Annotated in this window: 16 protein-coding genes; 10 read left to right on the forward strand and 6 right to left on the reverse strand. The window is 62.8% G+C overall.

The features are described from left to right. The 7 genes from RA21_RS12095 to RA21_RS12125 all read left to right on the forward strand — a co-directional run bounded on the left by RA21_RS12095 (position 1) and on the right by RA21_RS12125 (position 7063). A complete protein-coding gene (locus RA21_RS12095; RefSeq protein ID WP_019297036.1) occupies positions 1-354 on the forward strand; it encodes a nuclear transport factor 2 family protein in 354 nt (117 codons plus the stop codon). After that, positions 351-1880, forward strand: a complete 1530-nt coding sequence (locus tag RA21_RS12100; RefSeq protein ID WP_019297037.1) for an ABC transporter ATP-binding protein — start codon at positions 351-353, stop codon at positions 1878-1880. The genes RA21_RS12095 and RA21_RS12100 overlap by 4 nt, the downstream gene beginning before the upstream one ends. Continuing rightward, positions 1881-2975: an ABC transporter permease gene (locus RA21_RS12105; protein WP_019297038.1), complete on the forward strand. Its 1095-nt coding sequence runs from the start codon at positions 1881-1883 to the stop codon at positions 2973-2975. Further along, complete coding sequence (locus RA21_RS12110) at positions 2975-3940, forward strand: ABC transporter permease (protein WP_019297039.1); 966 nt, start codon at positions 2975-2977, stop codon at positions 3938-3940. Before RA21_RS12105 ends, RA21_RS12110 begins: the two co-directional genes overlap by 1 nt. Before the next feature lie 378 nt (positions 3941-4318). Next, on the forward strand, positions 4319-5242 hold the full coding sequence (locus tag RA21_RS12115; RefSeq protein WP_019297040.1) for a sulfite exporter TauE/SafE family protein: 924 nt from the start codon (positions 4319-4321) through the stop codon (positions 5240-5242). 110 nt (positions 5243-5352) lie between these two features. After that, on the forward strand, positions 5353-6276 hold the full coding sequence (locus tag RA21_RS12120; protein WP_019297041.1) for a sulfite exporter TauE/SafE family protein: 924 nt from the start codon (positions 5353-5355) through the stop codon (positions 6274-6276). Position 6277: 1 nt separating this feature from the next. After that, on the forward strand, positions 6278-7063 hold the full coding sequence (locus tag RA21_RS12125) for a TIGR02186 family protein (protein WP_019297042.1): 786 nt from the start codon (positions 6278-6280) through the stop codon (positions 7061-7063). An 81-nt stretch (positions 7064-7144) separates the two neighbouring features. Here the strand turns inward: RA21_RS12125 and RA21_RS12130 are convergent, their stop codons facing one another. From RA21_RS12130 to RA21_RS12155, 6 genes are all read right to left on the reverse strand, one after another. After that, on the reverse strand, positions 7145-7882 hold the full coding sequence (locus RA21_RS12130) for an SDR family oxidoreductase (protein WP_039149244.1): 738 nt from the start codon (positions 7880-7882) through the stop codon (positions 7145-7147). Continuing rightward, the gene (locus RA21_RS12135) at positions 7879-9417 is read right to left on the reverse strand and encodes an ATP-dependent DNA helicase (RefSeq protein ID WP_019297044.1); all 1539 of its coding nucleotides are present in this window, start codon (positions 9415-9417) and stop codon (positions 7879-7881) included. The genes RA21_RS12130 and RA21_RS12135 overlap by 4 nt, the downstream gene beginning before the upstream one ends. Positions 9418-9480: 63 nt before the next feature. Next, the gene (locus RA21_RS12140) at positions 9481-10122 is read right to left on the reverse strand and encodes an acyl-homoserine-lactone synthase (RefSeq protein WP_019297045.1); all 642 of its coding nucleotides are present in this window, start codon (positions 10120-10122) and stop codon (positions 9481-9483) included. Between the two features lie 93 nt (positions 10123-10215). Beyond that, positions 10216-10935: a helix-turn-helix transcriptional regulator gene (locus RA21_RS12145; protein ID WP_029204893.1), complete on the reverse strand. Its 720-nt coding sequence runs from the start codon at positions 10933-10935 to the stop codon at positions 10216-10218. 353 nt (positions 10936-11288) lie between these two features. Continuing rightward, positions 11289-12569 (reverse strand): crotonyl-CoA carboxylase/reductase, encoded by a 1281-nt coding sequence (gene ccrA, locus RA21_RS12150; protein ID WP_039149654.1) that lies wholly within the window; start codon positions 12567-12569, stop codon positions 11289-11291. 112 nt (positions 12570-12681) lie between these two features. Beyond that, a complete protein-coding gene (locus RA21_RS12155) occupies positions 12682-14112 on the reverse strand; it encodes a 1-acyl-sn-glycerol-3-phosphate acyltransferase (protein ID WP_039149657.1) in 1431 nt (476 codons plus the stop codon). A 169-nt stretch (positions 14113-14281) separates the two neighbouring features. On the opposite strand from RA21_RS12155, the gene RA21_RS12160 reads away from it, so the two are divergent. The 3 genes from RA21_RS12160 (at position 14282) to deoD (ending at position 17412) form a co-directional block, all read left to right on the forward strand. After that, positions 14282-16249, forward strand: coding sequence for a protein meaA (locus RA21_RS12160; RefSeq protein WP_019297049.1), 1968 nt, complete (start codon positions 14282-14284; stop codon positions 16247-16249). A 120-nt stretch (positions 16250-16369) separates the two neighbouring features. Next, positions 16370-16687, forward strand: coding sequence for an H-NS histone family protein (locus RA21_RS12165; protein ID WP_019297050.1), 318 nt, complete (start codon positions 16370-16372; stop codon positions 16685-16687). A 20-nt stretch (positions 16688-16707) separates the two neighbouring features. Next, positions 16708-17412, forward strand: coding sequence for a purine-nucleoside phosphorylase (gene deoD, locus RA21_RS12170; protein WP_039149246.1), 705 nt, complete (start codon positions 16708-16710; stop codon positions 17410-17412). Positions 17413-17477: the final 65 nt, after the last annotated feature.

Consider the following 17477-nt stretch of genomic DNA (forward strand, 5'->3'; position numbering starts at 1 on the left):
ATGACGGATTCACTTCATATTCTGTTTGAAGCCTGGGGCGACCCATCGCCCGAAGCCCGCGCCGAAAAGACGGACGCAGCCATCGGGTCCGAATTCTATTACTCCGATCCCAACACCCCTGCCCCCATAACCACCCGCGATGCTTACCTGGAGTACATTGCGCAGTTCAGCGCGATGATGCCGGGCGCCGCGGCCAAAGTGGTTGCCGTCTCTGAACACCACGGCCACGCACGCGCCACGGTGGATTTCGAGAAGGACGGCCAGCGCATGGTGCGCGGACAGTATTTTGCCGATCTGAAGGACGGCAAGGTGGTACGGCTGATCGGATTTACAGGCATGGGAGAGCCCGATTGACCGCCCCCGCCATCGAACTCAAAGGCATTTCCAAAGCCTTTGGCCCGGTCCAGGCAAACAAGGACATTTCCATCAGCGTTGCCCCCGGCACCATTCACGGCATCATCGGTGAAAACGGTGCGGGCAAATCGACGCTGATGTCGATCCTCTATGGCTTCTACAAGGCCGACAAAGGCGAAGTCTGGATCAAGGGCAAACGCACCGCGATCCCGGACAGCCAGGCAGCCATTGCCGCAGGCATCGGCATGGTGTTCCAGCACTTTAAACTGGTGGAGAATTTCACCGTGCTGGAAAACATCGTGCTGGGGGCTGAGGACAGCGGCATGCTAATGCCCTCGCTGCGCCGCGCCCGCAAGGAGCTGAAGGCGCTGGAAGAGGAATACGAGCTGTTCGTGGACCCCGACGCCCGCATCGACGAGATCGGCGTTGGCATGCAGCAGCGGGTGGAAATCCTCAAGGCGCTTTACCGCAAGGCGGAAATCCTGATTCTGGATGAACCGACCGGCGTTCTGACGCCCTCCGAGGCTGACCAGCTGTTCCGCATCCTCGACCGGCTGCGCGCCGAAGGGAAGACCATCATCCTGATCACCCACAAGCTGCGGGAGATCATGGAGTACACCGACACGGTCTCCGTCATGCGCCGCGGTCAGATGACCGCCACCGTCAAGACGGCTGAGACCAGCCCCGAGCATCTGGCCGAGCTGATGGTCGGCCGCAAGGTTCTGCTGCGCGTCGACAAGGTTCCGGCCCAGCCCGGCGCCCCGATCCTGGAGATCGAGAACCTGCGGGTGGTGGACAGCGTCGGCGTCGAGCGCGTCAAGGGCATCGACCTCACAGTGCGCGCAGGCGAGATCGTCGGCATCGCCGGCGTCGCGGGCAACGGCCAGTCGGAGTTGTTGGAAGTGCTGGGCGGTATGCGCCCCGGCACCGGGAGCATCAAGCTGCATGGCACGCCCCTGCCTCTGCACGGCCAAGGCTCGGATGCCGCCGCGCGGCGCGATGCCCATATCGGCCATGTGCCGGAGGACCGCCAGCGCGAAGGCCTGATCATGGACTTCCACGCCTGGGAAAACGTCGCATTCGGCTACCACCGGGACCCGGCCTACAAAAATGGCGTGCTGATGAACAACGCAGCCCTGCGCGCCGATACTGAGGCCAAGATGGAGAAATTCGACGTGCGCCCGCCCGATCCCTGGCTGGCGGCCAAGAACTTCTCCGGCGGCAACCAGCAGAAAATCGTCGTGGCGCGCGAGATAGAGCGCAACCCCGACCTGTTGCTGGTCGGCCAGCCGACCCGCGGCGTCGACATCGGCGCCATTGAATTCATTCACAAGCAGATCGTCGAGTTGCGCGACCAGGGCAAGGCGATCCTGCTGGTCTCGGTCGAGCTGGAGGAGATCCTGTCGCTCGCGGACCGGGTTGCTGTGATGTTTGACGGCATGATCATGGGCGAACGCCCGGCGGACCAAACCGATGAGAAAGAACTCGGCCTGATGATGGCCGGTGTCGCGGGGGAGGCCGCGTAAATGGACAAGATGCCGAAATGGGCCGATGTGGTCCTGATCCCGCTGATCAGCCTTTTGCTGGCCGCAGTCCTGTCGGCCCTGGTGATCCTCGGGATCGGCGAAGACCCGGTCGCCGCGGTCAAGCTGATGGTCGATGGCGCTCTAGGCTCATCCTATGGCTGGGGCTACACGCTCTACTACGCCACCAATTTCATGTTCACCGGCCTTGCGGTGGCGATTGCCGCCCACGCGGGCCTGTTCAACATCGGCGGCGAGGGCCAGGCGATGCTGGGCGGGCTTGGCGTGGCGCTGGTCTGCCTGCTGATCCCCTGGCCGCACTGGACGCTGGCCTTGGTCTTTGCCGCCTTTGGTGCGGGCCTTTTCGGTGCCGCCTGGGCCGCAATCCCCGCCTATCTGCAGGCCAAGCGCGGCAGCCATATCGTGATCACCACCATTATGTTCAACTTCATCGCTGCAGCGGTGTTGAACTATGTGCTGGTGAACCTGCTGCGTCCCGAAGGCTCGATGGATCCGGCCACCGAACGCTTCCCCGAGGCGGTGCATCTGCCGTCTTTGCATGAGCTGCTGGCGCCGATCGGGATCGAGTTTTCGAAATCCGCTCCGGCCAATGTCAGCCTGCTGGTGGCCGTCGGCGCCTGCCTGTTTGTCTGGCTGCTGATCTGGCGCACGCCGCTGGGCTATGAAATCCGCTCCCTCGGCAAATCGGAGCCCGGCGCGCGCTATGCCGGCATCTCCTCTGTCCGCACCATCATGATCGCCATGCTGATCTCCGGCGCGCTGGCCGGCATGATGGCCGTGAACAACGTGATGGGAGAGGCAGAACGGCTGGTGCTGAACGCCACCGAAGGCGCCGGCTTCATCGGCATCGCGGTGGCGCTAATGGGGCGCAACCATCCGTTCGGCGTGTTCCTGGCGGCAATCCTCTTTGGCTTCCTCTACCAGGGCGGCGCCGAGCTGGCGCTGTGGACCTCGATCCCGAGGGAACTGATCGTGGTGATCCAGGCCCTGGTGATCCTGTTCACCGGCGCGCTCGACAACATGGTGCGGATGCCGCTTGAGCGGATCTTCCTGGCGATGCGGAAGGGGCAGAACTGATGGATTTCCTGACAATCATCCAGCTGCTGGACTCCACTGTCCGCCTGGCCACGCCGCTGCTTCTGGCCTGCCTGGCGGGCCTGTTCTCCGAGCGCGCGGGCATCTTCGACATCGGCCTTGAGGGCAAGATGCTGATGGCCGCCTTCTTCTCTGCCGCCGTCGCCGCCGTCACCGGCAATGTCTGGCTGGGGCTGCTGGCCGGCATCGGCTCCTCGCTGGTGCTGGCGGGGCTGCACGGGGTGGCCTCGATCACCTTCCGCGGCAACCAGCTGATCTCCGGCGTGGCGATCAATTTCCTGGCCGCTGGCATGACGGTGCTGATTGCCCAGGACTGGTTTCAGCAAGGCGGCCGCACACCGTCGCTGATCGGCGGCGGGCGGTTCACCCCGATCAACCTCCCCTTTGCCGAAAGCCTCTCTGGCGTGCCGGTGCTCGGTCCTATCTATGCTGAGCTGCTCTCTGGCCATTCGATCCTGGTCTACATTGCCTTCCTAGCGGTGCCTGCGACCTGGTGGGTGCTGTTCCGCACCCGCTTTGGCCTGCGCCTGCGTGCTGTGGGGGAAAACCCGGCCGCAGTGGATACCGCCGGCGTTTCGGTTGTCGGCTTGCGCTATGCGGCGGTGCTGATCTGCGGCCTGCTGTGCGGCATTGCCGGCGCCTATCTGGCCACCGCGCTGCAGGCGGGGTTCGTCAAGGACATGACCGCGGGCCGCGGCTTCATCGCGCTGGCCGCGCTGATCTTTGCCAAGTGGCGGCCCTGGCATGCCATGGGTGCCTGCCTGCTGTTTGGCCTCTTGCAGGCGATTGCGCTGCGGTTCCAGAACATTGAGCTGGGCGGCATCACCATCCCGGTGCAGGCAATGGACGCGCTTCCCTACGTGCTGACGGTGGTGATCCTGGCCGGTTTCGTCGGCAAGGCGATCCCGCCCCGCGCCGGCGGCGAGCCCTACGTCAAGGAACGCTAAACGCCATTCCAGAACCAACGAAACGCCCGGCCAAAGTGCCGGGCCTTTCTTTTTTCCCTCCTTGGTCTTTTCCGGGTCAGGGGCCTCGCAGCGGCGGCGCGGAGGCGCCGTTCACCCTTGACGCGGCAAAGACGCAAACACACTCGACCAGGCCACTGAAGGGCAGTCCTGCCCCTCAGCGGCTTCTCAGCAGAACCCCTTCGCGCCGCTCGCAGAGCGGCGCCCGGCCCAAGGCTGCCGAGGCGAAGGGCTCCGCCCATCACCTGCAGGCGGGGGAGCCTCCGCCTTTAAGTCCAGATCATGCTCCGCTGTCGGTCCTGTCTGCCGCAGTGCCGCCCGGCCGGTTGACCACGCGCACCGCAGTTGCTGTAAGACCTCATGCACATCTTCCTCCCCATCGCCGAGGTTTCGGTCAACTTTCTGCTGCTCTTGGGCATTGGCGGCGCTGTCGGGGTTCTCTCGGGCATGTTCGGGGTCGGCGGCGGCTTCCTGATTACGCCGCTCTTGTTCCTGATCGGCATCCCGCCGGGGGTTGCAGTGGCCACCTCCGCCAATCAGGTGGTGGCCTCTTCCGTATCTGGCCTGATGGCGCATTTCCGGCGCCGCACCGTGGATCTGAAGATGGGCTATGTACTGCTGGGCGGCGGCCTCATGGGGGCTGCCCTGGGAATGGCCGTTTTCAACTGGCTCAAGAAGCTGGGCCAGGTCGATCTGGCGGTGCAGCTGTGCTATGTGCTGTTCCTCGGCGTGATCGGCGCGCTGATGTTTATCGAAAGCGTCAATGCAATCCGCAGGGCCCGCCAGGCTGGCGGCGCCCCCGCCTACAAACGGCGCCAGCGGTCCTGGGTGCATGCCCTGCCCTACAAGATGCGGTTCAAAGCCTCTGGTCTCTATATCTCCGTGATCCCGCCCGCGCTGGTCGGCTTTGGCGTCGGCATCCTGTCGGCAATCATGGGCGTCGGCGGCGGCTTCATCATGGTGCCTGCGATGATCTACATCCTCGGCATGCCGACCAAGGTCGTGATCGGCACCTCGCTGTTCCAGATCATCTTTGTCGCCGGGTTCACCACGGTGATGCACGCCACCACCAATTACACCGTAGACGTGGTGCTGGCGCTGTTCCTGCTGATCGGCGGCGTTGCGGGCGCCCAGCTTGGCACCGTGATCGGCGCCAAGCTGAAGGCGGAACAGCTGCGGGTGCTGCTGGCGCTGCTGGTGCTGTCAGTCTCAATCAAGATCGGCTTTGAGCTGCTGCTGGAACCCGCCGACCTGTTTTCCCTGACCGTACTTAACTTGCCGTGACCCGCAGGATCGGCAGCAATAAGTCCAGTTTGCAACGGCAAATCAGTCCTGCACGCTGCAGAGCGGCATAGATCATTGATTTTTGATATGACTGCGGTCTAACAAAGAACATGCAGATATACCTTCCCATAGCTGAGGTCTCGGTCAATGCCTTCCTTCTCCTGGGCCTTGGGGGAATGGTCGGGGTTCTCTCGGGCATGTTCGGAGTTGGCGGCGGCTTCCTGATGACGCCGCTTTTGTTTTTCATCGGCATCCCGCCTGCGGTGGCGGTGGCGACAGAGGCGAACCAGATTGTCGCCTCCTCCTTCTCCGGCGTGCTGGCGCATTTCCGAAGGCGGACGGTCGATATCAAGATGGGGCTGGTGCTGCAGGCCGGCGGTCTGATGGGCGCGGCCCTGGGGGTTGTGGTGTTCAACTACCTCAAGGCGCTCGGCCAGGTCGACCTGCTGGTCAAGCTTTGCTACGTCGTCTTCCTGGGCGTGGTCGGCGGGCTGATGTTCATCGAAAGCCTGAATGCGATCCGCAAGTCCAAGAAAGCAGGCGGCGCTGCCCCTGCCCCGCGCCGCCAGCGCGGCTGGGTACATGCGCTGCCGTTCAAGATGCGGTTCCGCACCTCCGGCCTCTACATCTCGGTGATCCCGCCCGTTCTGGTTGGCGTCTGCGTTGGTATCCTGGCTGCGATCATGGGTGTCGGCGGCGGTTTCATCATGGTGCCTGCGATGATTTATATCCTCGGCATGCCGACCAAGGTGGTTGTCGGCACCTCGCTGTTCCAGATCATCCTGGTCACCGGTTTCACCACCATGCTGCATGCCACCACCAACTACACCGTGGACATCGTTCTGGCGGTTCTGCTGCTGGTCGGCGGCGTGATCGGCGCCCAGATCGGCACCCGTATCGGGGTCTACCTCAAGGCCGAACAGCTGCGCATCCTGCTGGCGCTTATGGTCATCGCCGTCTGCGCGAAATTGGGCCTCGACCTCTTGCTGCAACCGGCTGAGCTGTTCTCGCTCGGCGACGCAGGAGGCCACTGATATGCGCAAACTTCTGCTCTCAGCACTTACAGCCGCCGCGCTGGCGTTGCTGCCCCAATCCGCAGCCCAGGCCGCCAAGGAAGAGGTCGTTCTGGGCCTCAGCCAGGACCGGGTGGCGATCACCGCCACCTTTGATGGCTCTGAAATCCTGATCTTCGGCGCGGTCAAGCGCGAGGCTCCGATCCCCACCGACGAGCCGCTGGAGGTCATTGTCGCAGTTTCCGGCCCGGCGCCCTCCGTGATGGTGCGGCGCAAGGAGAAAAAGCTGGGCATCTGGGTCAACGTCGACAGCGTTCTGGTCGACTCGGCTCCTGCGTTCTACGCGGTTGCCACCAGCGCTCCATTTGCCCAGGTGCTGAACGACACCGAAGACCTGCGCTACCGGGTGTCGATCCGGCGCGCGATCCGCTCGGTGGGTGCTGCCATGCACATCCGCGGCGCCCAGGCCTTTGCCGATGCGGTAATGCGGATCCGCGAAAGGAACGGGCTCTACTCCCTGCGTGAAAACACCGTTGCGGTCGATCAGCAAACCTTGTTTCGCACCGCGATCGAGATGCCCGCAGACTTGACCGAAGGCGACTACCAGACCCGTATCTTCCTGACCCGCGGCGGCGAGGTGGTTTCGAGTTACGAGACCACCATCGACGTGCGTAAGGTGGGGCTGGAGCGGTTCCTGTTCTCGCTGTCGCGCGAGCAGCCGTTTCTTTATGGCCTGATGTCGCTGGCGATTGCGATTGCGGCCGGCTGGGGCGCCTCGGCTGCATTCAGCCTGCTCAGGAACCGGTAAAGAGGCGCGCTGCGCGCCAGCGCAGCGCCACGCGCAACGGGAGCGGTGCATCCTGGATGCACCAGCGACGGGCGGGAGCGCTCAGCCGCGGCCGATATAGGGCATCTTGGTCGCCATCACAGTCATGAACTGAACATTGGCCTCCAGCGGCAGATTGGCCATGTGCAGCACGGATGCCGCCGCATCCTCCACCGCAAATGTATGCATCAGCTCAGCACCCGGATTGGCATCGGCGTGGCGCTGGCTCAGGTCCTCAACCATCGGGGTGCGGGTATTGCCGATGTCGATCTGGCCGCAGGCGATATCAAAGGGGCGGCCATCCAGCGACAGGCTTTTGGTGAGGCCGGTAATCGCCGCCTTGGTCGCCGCATAAGGCGCCGAATGGGGCCGCGGCACATATGCGGCGATGGAGCCGTTATTGATGATCCGCCCGCCCTGCGGCGCCTGGTGGCGCATCTGGCGGAAGGCAGCGCGGGCAGTCAGATACATGCCGGTGAGGTTCACGTTCACAGAGGCGAACCAGTCCTCCAGCGGGATCTCGTCGATGGTGCCCGGCGGGGTGAAGATGCCCGCATTGTTGAACAGAACGTCCAGCCGTCCCGCAGCCAAGGCAAAGCTGTTCAGCGCATGATTGACCGCCGCGGGATCAGTTACATCGGCGGGCAGGACATGAGCGTTCGTGTGGCCCATCGCCACGTCTTCCAGCTTCTCTGCCCGGCGTGCTGTCAGGCCGACCTGCCAGCCCTCGGCCAGGAATAGTTCTGCAACAGCCCGGCCGATTCCGGAGCTGGCGCCGGTGATCAGGATTGATTTGCTCATGCCGGGGTCTCCTCCTGTGCTTCCAGCGTCAGCGCCGCGGCCGGCACCGCCCTGAGGTCATCCACCTGCAGCGGGCCGGAGGGTTTGGCCAGGCGGTTTCTGACCACCCAGATCAGCCGCTCCTGCGCCCGGGTAATTGCCACATAGGCCAGCCGCTTCCACAAGGGCTGTCCCGCCTCCACCCGGCCCATGCGGGCGGCAGCATAGATGTCGGGTGCAAAGACCTGGGTGGTATCCCATTGCGAGCCTTGCGCCTTGTGGATGGTCACCGCCGCGCCGTGCAGGAACGTGGCCCCCATGCGCGCGGCAAAGGGAATGAAGGGCTCTTCCTCGTCCGGTTTCTCAATTTTCACGATTGAGGCGGCAGAGACCTGCGGGTCCTCTGCGCCCATCACATGCAGGCGTGAAAACCCGGGCTTGCGGCCTGCCCCGAGGTAGATCACCTGCGCGCCCTTGATCAGCCCGCGGGCCTCCAGGTCCAGCCGCTTCTTGCGGTGTTTCATGGGCAGTTCGATACCGTCGCAGATCAGCGGCTCGCCGGCGATCAGCTGATCCTCCGGCGCACCATAGACGGTGCGGAAGGCGTTGATCAGCCGGATGCGGGTGTTGTTGCGCCAGACCAGCACCGGCGAGCGCGCCATCAGATCGACCTCTACCCGCTGGCCCCAGACCACACGCTCATCGCGGCGCGCCGTGTCCTCGATCATCCGCTCGAAATCCTCGAACCCCAGCTGCGGGTCGGCCAGCGCATGTGCCAGATCCAGGATCGGGTTGCCGGCCTCCTGCCGGTGGATGCGGTTCAGGATCAGCCGGCGCGGCTCCGGCAGCGCATCAAACACCATTGACCCCGACTGGTTCACCGGCGCCAGCTGGGCCGGATCGCCGAACAGGATCAGGTTCGGGAAAATCTCCTTCAGGTCTTCGAACTGGCGGTCGTCGAGCATCGAGGCTTCATCGACAAAGCCGATATCCAGCGGCTCCTCGCGCCGTTTCCAGCCGGTGATGAAGTCTGAGCCGCGCAAACCCGCGGCGGCCAGTGCGCCGGGAATGGATTTGTTTTTCTCGTAAAAGGCCGCCGCGCGGGCCAGCGCCTCCTCGGTCAGCCCCTCGATCTCGGGCTGTTCGCCCTGCCCCGCCAGCCATTCGGCGATCTTCTCGAACTCCGGATCATAGACCGGAGTATAGAGAATTCGGTGGATGGTGGTGGCCGGCACCCCGCGCAGGCGCAGCACGCTGGCGGCCTTGTTGGTTGGCGCCAGGATGGCCAGAGTGCGGCGGTCGTCGCCTTTCTTGCGGCTTTCGTAGTCGCCGGAGACCACCTCGACCCCCGACTGCTCCAGCGCCTTGTAAAGCTCTGCCAGAAGCAGGGTCTTGCCCGATCCTGCCTTGCCGATCACCGCCATCACCCCGGCGTCGCCGCGGGGCGGGTGCAACAGCCCGTCGTCAAGGTCCACCCCCGCCTGGCGCAGGAGTTCGGTCACGCTGTCATAAGCAGTGGCCTGGTCATCGGAAAACTGTACGGGCAGAGCTGTCATGGCGCGACCCTACAGCCGCGGGGCCGGGTCCGCCAGAGGCTCCGGCCCCGGAGATCGTATCTGTCAGGCGGTAAGCGCCAAGGGCTCAGCCGCCCGCGCTCCGCCGAACGAACGATCGAACCAGAGCTGCGAAAGCTCCGGCGCGATGCCTGCCTTGGCGGCCACGTTCAGGTAGACCTCAGGCGCGTATTCCCAAAGCCCCAGGCAGATGCGCTCCCGCCCCTCTCCCTGGGTGCCGATCACCTCCGGGCTGAAGCCCAGGCTGCGGTAAATCCGCACCATGCGGCGGTCAAAGACACCGGCGAAATGCGCCACCGAGAAGTTGCGCATGATCTCCACCCCGCCCAGGGTCAGAGCGCCTGCCACGTTGCGGCCCGCCTCGCGCGACAGGCAGAACCGGGTGCATTCCCAGATCAGCGGGCTGCAAATCGGCACCCCTCCTGCCAAGTCCAGAAACACATCATTGACCATCACCGGGCCGGTGGTCGGCAGAAACCGCATGGAGCCGCCATGGCTGCCATCAGGCATTTCCCAGATCACATAAAGCGGGTCCAGCGCGTCATACTGGTCACGCTCCTCACCGTTGCAGTCAACCTGCACCTCCCAGCCCAGCCGGGTCCTGAACTGGTCTGCCCGGTCCCGGAACATCGAATGCGCCAGAAAAGCGTGGTTGTGAAGATCGCGGCCATAGACATAACGAAGCATGATTTAGTCCCCTTCTGGTTGAACAGTGAGGACAGGGTACGGCTATCAGGCACAATCTCAGAATGTATTTGCGGTAGCTTTTTCGCCCTACCGTTAAATCACAATCAAACCGAGCGACATCGCCCGGGCAATTGCATGGGTGGTATTGATTGCGCCCAGCTTGAACCGGGCGCTTTCGATGTAGACGCGCAGCGTGTGCTCGGAGATCGACAGGGTCTTTGCCACCTGCGCACGGCTGTATCCGATCGCCAGAAAGGTCAGCGCGTCCACTTCCCTGGGCGACAGAGGCTGGGCCTGTTCCGGGGTACGCTCAGGTTCGAACTCCAGCGCTTTACGATTGAAGTAATGCGCCATCAGGATCATGTCACGGCTGTAGCGCTCAGTCAGCCTTTCCCAGGCCTCGTCATCGCAGTTGTGGCTTACGGTGAACACCGCGAATTGCCCGTTGGGGCCCCGGATCGGAATTGAGTAGCCCTGATTGCCGACCCCGTGCTCCAGCGCGTCTTTCAGAAACTCGCGCGCCGGTTTCGGCGACCAGTCCAGCCGCTTCCAGTCCACCGGGTGAAAGCGCTGGTAGCAGCCTGCGACGACCGGATCGACGCGGACATAGGCCTTTTCCTGATACCGCTCGACCCAAGTCTGCGGATAGGTGCCGAAGTAGTAGTGGTCGCCGGCGCTGTCGACCCAATGGTACATGGCATGGTCGACACCGAAGACGGTGCAGACCTGATCAATGATCTGCTGGAGACCATCCAGGGTATCTGTGGCGTCCAGCGCCTCCAGGATACGGTCCAGTTCTGCTTTGCCTGCCATGGGTCGCTTGCCGCCGTTGTTCGCTGCCTTGGTTCGGATATCTGCAATACCTGTAGCTTCATGCATGACATATTTGCAGGGTTTTTGCAGCGCCTGCTTCCCCGAGGTCAATGGAAGCTTTTGACTTTCAGGTCAAAAAACGGATCCACGCCTGCCCGAAAGGCGCAATAACTTGCGTAAATGACGGAAATGACGCCTTTAATCTGCAGCCGGCAGCACCCCTCCCCCAAAATAGCGAGTACGCTGCAACTAAGCCGCTGAAATAGATAAATTTATAAATAAAATTTCCCGCGAATAGCCGGAGCGATTCGCGGGACCACTGTTTCATTTCAGCCGGCTGAGCCGGTCCGCCCTCAGGCGTCGAGCACATCCTGCAGGGTGCGCAGGCCGGTCTTCGGTGCCTGCACCAGCACTGACATGTTGCCAGGCAGGTGCTCGTTGCGCAGCATCTTCATGTGCGCTTCGGGCAGGTCGGCCCAGGTGAACACCTCGGACATGCAGGGGTCCAGGCGGCGCTCAACCATCAGCTTGTTGGCAGCCGCGGCCTGCTTGAGGTGGGCAAAGTGCGAGCCCTGCAGGCGCTTCTGGTGCATCCACATGTAGCGCACGTCGAAGGTCAGGTTATAGCCGGTGGTGCCGGCGCAGATCACAACCATGCCGCCCTTCTTCACCACGAAGGTGGAGACGGGGAAAGTGCTTTCGCCCGGATGCTCGAACACCATGTCGACGTTGTTGCCCTTGCCGGTGATATCCCAGATCGCCTTGCCGAACTTGCGGGCCTCCTTGAACCACTCGGCATATTCCGGGGTGTTGACCGTGGGCAGCTGACCCCAGCAGTTAAAGTCCTTGCGGTTCAGCACGCCCTTGGCGCCGAGGCCCATGACAAAGTCGCGCTTGCTTTCGTCGGAGATCACACCGATGGCATTGGCGCCGGCGGTATTGATCAGCTGGATCGCATAAGAGCCGAGGCCGCCCGAGGCGCCCCAGACCAGCACGTTCTGACCCGGCTTCAGGTCGTGCGGCTCGTGGCCGAACAGCATCCGGTAGGCAGTGGCCAGCGTCAGCGTGTAGCAGGCGCTTTCTTCCCAGGTCAGGTGCTTGGGGCGCGGCATCAGCTGCTGGGCCTGCACGTTGGTGAACTGGGCAAAGGAGCCGTCCGGGGTCTCGTAGCCCCAGATGCGCTGGCTGGGGGAGTACATCGGGTCGCCGCCGTTGCATTCCTCGTCGTCGCCATCGTCCTGGTTGCAGTGGATGACCACCTCGTCGCCGACCTTCCAGCGGGTGACCTTGGAGCCCACCGCCCAAACGATGCCCGAGGCATCGGAGCCGGCAATGTGATAAGGCGCCTTGTGGCCGTCAAACGGCGAGATCGGCTTGCCCAGCGAAGCCCAGACGCCATTGTAGTTGACGCCCGCCGCCATCACCAGGACCAGCACCTCGTTGCTGTCCAGCTCCGGCACATCGACCACTTCCTGCTGCATCGCGGTGTTCGGCTCGCCGTGGCGCTCCTTGCGGATGGCCCATGCGTACATCTTCTTGGGCACAAAGCCCATCGGAGGAATTTCCCCCAGCTCATAGAGATCTTTCTCGGGCGCCTCGTACGACATGACGTCAGTCTGGGTATCCAATGCCATGATGGCCTCCTTTGCATCCTGTTCTTTGCCGCGGTGCAGAATCGCAGCGGTTACCTGATGGATAGGATCGGGAAAGTAATATTGCAACCACTTTTGCGGCGTTTGGGTAATTTTATGACCCAGCGGATGCAGCATTGTCTTTAGCAGGTGCAGAAAAATCACTGCTTCCACCAGGCAGATCACTGTCCTCCGGCAGCAGATGACGGATCGAATTGGCGTAAAACGCCAGCAAATCCTGGCGGTCTGCTGCGGGCGCAATCTGTCCCCCGGTTTCGATGATCAGGCCCCGCCTCTGCAAAATATTCAGCGCCATGCCAGCCGCATAAGACAGGTTTTCCTTGGGGAGATGAACATGCGCCAGCGGTACCGCCGCGATCAGATCTTCCAGCCGGTGCTCGATTGCCGCGCGGCTGAGGGGACCGTGCCGCAATAGAACAGCAGCAATCATCGGCACCGGCAGCACCGGGACAATCGCACTGATCCGTTGCATCAGCTCCCGCGCCAGCGGCTTGGTGATGTCGCCCTGCCGCCCGGCGCCAAACCCGGCGAGGCTGAGAGGCCGGCCAAAGTTCACCGCCGCATAGCCCGCCCGGCGGTAGCGGCCGGTCATCCACAGCCACAACTGCCGCAAGAGCCGCAGCGCCACCAGCCCGATCCGGGCCTTGAACCGCCGATCGCCTGCCTTGGCAGCAGAGGTCAGAATGCGGTCTTCCAGCACCCGGTCGTAATTCAGCGCCACCGGCACAAAGACCACATCACGCCGGTCCGGATCATAGCCCTCAACAATGTATTTCAGCAGCCCGAGCCGCGGCGCAGCCAGGGCGCCGTCCAAGCTAAGGCCGCCCTCTGGGAACATCGCCTGCGTGGACCCGCCGAGGGTGGCCAGACGCACATAGGCTGCCAGCACTTTGCGGTAGAGGTCGTTGCGCGAACGCCGCCGGATGAAGTAAGCGCCCATCGCCCGGATCAGGCGGCTAAGCGGCCAAACACGCGCCCACTCCCCTACCGCGTAAGACAGGGCTGAGCGTTCCGCAGCCAGGTAGGTGACCAGCACGTAATCCATGTTGGACCGGTGGTTCATCACAAAGACCACAGTGGCATTGGGATCGATGGCGCGCAGTGCTTCCTCGTCCTGGTGGCCCAGCCGCACCCGGTAGACCGCATTGGACAGAAACCGCGCCGCCCGGATCGCCAGGCCGAAATAGGCAAAGGCGGAAAACCCCGGCACGATCTCACGCGCGTAGCGGCGCACCTGCTCAAACGCCACGTTATCCGGGATGCCTTCTGCCGCGGCATGGTCCGCCGCCGCCTGCGCCACCTGCGGATCATGGATCAGCCGCTGGATCATGTCATGGCGCCGCGCCAGCTTGAACGGCTCTATCGGGCGTTCCAGCCGTTTGTTCAGCCGTGCCACTGCCCGTTCCAGCCGCCGCCGGAAGAACCAGCGCACCGAGGGGAACAGAAAATGCGACGCAAAGGTCACCGCGGCAAAACCCACGATCAGCACAAAGAGCCACAGCGGCAGTTCCACGGTTTGCGTCATGAGAGAACAGTTGCGCATGGCAACCGCCTTGACAAGCACCAAGCCACCCGGGCTTCCCGCCGCAGAAGCGGAATTGCCGCAACGCAGCGAATTGACATGGGTCGAAAATTGCAGTTTACATCTGCGTGACGAAATAAAATTACCGCCACACTGACTCGCGAGGCCCGACATGCCGCAGATGCAAAAAGACCGCCCCTGGCTGATCCGCACCTATGCCGGCCATTCCACGGCATCGGCATCCAATGCGCTTTACCGCGCTAACCTGGCGAAGGGGCAGACCGGCCTGTCCGTCGCCTTCGACCTGCCGACCCAGACCGGCTATGATAGCGACCATGTGCTGGCCCGCGGCGAAGTGGGCAAGGTTGGCGTGCCTGTCTGCCACCTGGGCGATATGCGGGCGCTGTTCGATCAGATCCCGCTGGAGCAGATGAACACCTCGATGACCATCAATGCGACCGCACCCTGGCTGCTGTCGCTGTATATCGCGGTGGCAGAGGAACAAGGCGCTGATGTGTCGAAACTGCAGGGCACGGTGCAGAACGACCTGATCAAGGAATACCTCAGCCGCGGCACCTATGTCTGCCCGCCCAAGCCCAGCCTCAAGATGATCGCGGATGTGGCGGAGTACTGCTACACCAACGTGCCCAAGTGGAACCCGATGAACGTCTGCTCCTACCACCTGCAGGAGGCCGGCGCGACGCCGGAGCAGGAGCTGGCCTTTGCCCTGGCGACCGCGCAGGCGGTGCTGGACGAGCTGAAACCGCGCATCGCGCCGGAAGACTTCCCGGCCATGGTCGGCCGCATCTCCTTCTTTGTGAATGCGGGCATCCGGTTCGTCACTGAAATGTGCAAGATGCGCGCCTTTGTCGACCTGTGGGACGAGATTTGCGAGAAACGCTATGGCGTCGCCGACCCCAAGTTCCGCCGCTTCCGCTATGGCGTGCAGGTGAACTCGCTGGGGCTGACAGAGCAGCAGCCGGAAAACAACGTCTACCGCATCCTGATCGAGATGCTGGCGGTGACTTTGTCCAAGAAAGCCCGCGCCCGCGCGGTGCAGCTGCCCGCCTGGAACGAGGCACTTGGCCTGCCCCGCCCCTGGGACCAGCAGTGGTCGATGCGGATGCAGCAGATACTGGCGTATGAAACCGACCTTCTGGAATATGGCGACCTGTTTGACGGCAACCCTGCAGTTGATGCCAAGGTGGAGGAGCTGAAGGACGGCGCCCGCGCCGAACTGGCCAACCTGGAATCGATGGGCGGTGCCGTCGCCTCCATCGAATACATGAAGGGCCGCCTAGTCGATTCCAACGCCGAACGGCTGAACCGGATCGAAAAGAACGAGACCGTGGTGGTCGGCGTCAATAAGTGGACCGAGGGCGAACCCTCGCCGCTGCAGACCGAAGACGGCGGCATCATGGTGGTCGACCCGGCGGTGGAGCAGGAACAGATCAGCCGCCTGAACGACTGGCGCGGCGAGCGTGACAATGACGCGGTGCAGTCGGCGTTGGCCGCCCTGCGCGCCGCAGCGCAAAGCGGCGCGAATATCATGGAACCCTCGATTGCTGCCGCCAAGGCCGGCGTCACCACCGGTGAATGGGCTGAAGAAATGCGCAAGGTCCACGGCACCTACCGCGGCCCGACCGGCGTATCAGCATCGGTGTCGAACAAGACCGAAGGCCTTGACGACCTGCGCGATGCGGTCAACGCCGTCAGCGATGTCTTGGGCCGCCGCATCAAATTCGTGGTCGGCAAGCCGGGGCTGGACGGCCACTCCAACGGCGCCGAGCAGATCGCCTTCCGCGCCCGCGATTGCGGCATGGACATCACCTATGACGGCATCCGCATGACGCCCGCCGAACTGGTGGAGGCGGCGCAAACGGACGACGCCCATGTGGTTGGTCTGTCGATCCTGTCCGGCAGCCACCTGCCGCTGGTGGAGGAGATGATGCAGCGCATGCGTGACGCCGGGCTGGCTCATATTCCTGTGGTCGTGGGCGGCATCATCCCGGACGAGGACGCGCAAAAGCTGAAGTCAATGGGGGTCGCACGCGTCTACACCCCCAAGGATTTTGAGCTGAATTCAATTATGAGCGATATTGTCGACCTGGCAAAACCACCGGAACTTGCAGTGAATTGATATTATTTGGGCAGTTTTCTGCAAACCGCTAAAAAAGATGCTGAAATGCGTCTGGCATTCGGTCCATAAGAAATGACATACCGGCATTTCCGGTGTGTCATTTTATAAATGGAGTTCAGAATGACCTTCGATCTTTCGGCAATGAGCAGAAAAGAGCTTCTCCAGCTGCAAAGCGATGTTGATAAAGCATTGCAGGAAGCAGAACTGCGCGAGCGTCAGGAAGCCCTGAAAGCCGCCGAAGAAGCCGCTGCCAAATACGGTTTTTCGCTGGATGAAATCGCCAATGCATCGCGTCAGGGCGCCAAGAAGACCAAGGCAGCCCCGAAATACCGCAACCCGAACAATCCCGAAGAAACCTGGACCGGCCGGGGCCGGAAGCCGCATTGGGTGCATGCCGCGCTGACCGCCGGCATGGATATTTCCGACCTGGAAATCTGAGGCGGCAGCGGAGCAAGGCCATGACCATTCATATTGGCGCCGCACCGGGCGATATTGCCGAAACCGTACTGATGCCCGGCGACCCCTACCGGGCAAAATGGGCAGCTGAAACCTTTTTACAGGATGCCAAGCTGGTCAACGAAGTGCGGGGGATGCTGGGCTATACCGGCACTTGGAACGGCCATCGTGTCACCATCCAGGGCAGCGGCATGGGCATGCCCTCGCTGTCGATCTACGCCAATGAGCTGATCCGCGATTACGGCGCAAAAACCCTGATCCGCATCGGCTCCTGCGGCGGCATGCAGGAGAAGGTCAAGCTGCGCGATGTGATCCTGGCGATGACAGCCAGCACCGTGAACAGCCCCTCCAGCGGTATTTTCCGAGAGCTGAACTTTGCCCCCTGCGCCGACTGGGGCCTGCTGCAGGCGGCAGCAACAGCGGCAGCCAAACGCGGCTCCGCAACCCATATCGGCGGCATTTACTCCTCGGACGTGTTTTATGACGAACGCCCGGACCTGAACGAGCAGATGGTCCGCCACGGCATCCTCGGCGTTGAGATGGAAGCCGCAGAGCTCTACACGCTTGCGGCCCGTCACGGCTGCCGGGCGCTGGCGGTGCTGACGGTCTCCGACCATCTGGGCACCGGCGAAGCCCTGCCCTCCGATCAGCGGGAGCGCAGCTTTGGCGACATGGTGGAAATTGCCTTGGAGGCAGCGTTCAGCTGACGCCACGTAATTTCGATTTACGGCTTTCCCAAGGACAGCGGTTATTCCGCTGTCCTTTTCTTTTT

Origin of the sequence: Leisingera sp. ANG-DT (genome assembly GCF_000813785.1) — a bacterium.
Classification (GTDB): Bacteria; Pseudomonadota; Alphaproteobacteria; order Rhodobacterales; family Rhodobacteraceae; genus Leisingera.

Coding starts and splice junctions, on each gene's coding strand:
- RA21_RS12110 (WP_019297039.1), top strand. CDS start 2,975: ATGGATTTCCTGACAATCATCCAGCTGCTGGACTCCACTGTCCGCCTG.
- deoD (WP_039149246.1), top strand. CDS start 16,708: ATGACCATTCATATTGGCGCCGCACCGGGCGATATTGCCGAAACCGTA.
- ccrA (WP_039149654.1), bottom strand. CDS start 12,569: ATGGCATTGGATACCCAGACTGACGTCATGTCGTACGAGGCGCCCGAG.
- RA21_RS12160 (WP_019297049.1), top strand. CDS start 14,282: ATGCCGCAGATGCAAAAAGACCGCCCCTGGCTGATCCGCACCTATGCC.
- RA21_RS12145 (WP_029204893.1), bottom strand. CDS start 10,935: ATGGCAGGCAAAGCAGAACTGGACCGTATCCTGGAGGCGCTGGACGCC.
- RA21_RS12120 (WP_019297041.1), top strand. CDS start 5,353: ATGCAGATATACCTTCCCATAGCTGAGGTCTCGGTCAATGCCTTCCTT.
- RA21_RS12155 (WP_039149657.1), bottom strand. CDS start 14,112: ATGACGCAAACCGTGGAACTGCCGCTGTGGCTCTTTGTGCTGATCGTG.
- RA21_RS12130 (WP_039149244.1), bottom strand. CDS start 7,882: ATGAGCAAATCAATCCTGATCACCGGCGCCAGCTCCGGAATCGGCCGG.
- RA21_RS12095 (WP_019297036.1), top strand. CDS start 1: ATGACGGATTCACTTCATATTCTGTTTGAAGCCTGGGGCGACCCATCG.
- RA21_RS12105 (WP_019297038.1), top strand. CDS start 1,881: ATGGACAAGATGCCGAAATGGGCCGATGTGGTCCTGATCCCGCTGATC.
- RA21_RS12135 (WP_019297044.1), bottom strand. CDS start 9,417: ATGACAGCTCTGCCCGTACAGTTTTCCGATGACCAGGCCACTGCTTAT.
- RA21_RS12140 (WP_019297045.1), bottom strand. CDS start 10,122: ATGCTTCGTTATGTCTATGGCCGCGATCTTCACAACCACGCTTTTCTG.
- RA21_RS12115 (WP_019297040.1), top strand. CDS start 4,319: ATGCACATCTTCCTCCCCATCGCCGAGGTTTCGGTCAACTTTCTGCTG.
- RA21_RS12125 (WP_019297042.1), top strand. CDS start 6,278: ATGCGCAAACTTCTGCTCTCAGCACTTACAGCCGCCGCGCTGGCGTTG.
- RA21_RS12165 (WP_019297050.1), top strand. CDS start 16,370: ATGACCTTCGATCTTTCGGCAATGAGCAGAAAAGAGCTTCTCCAGCTG.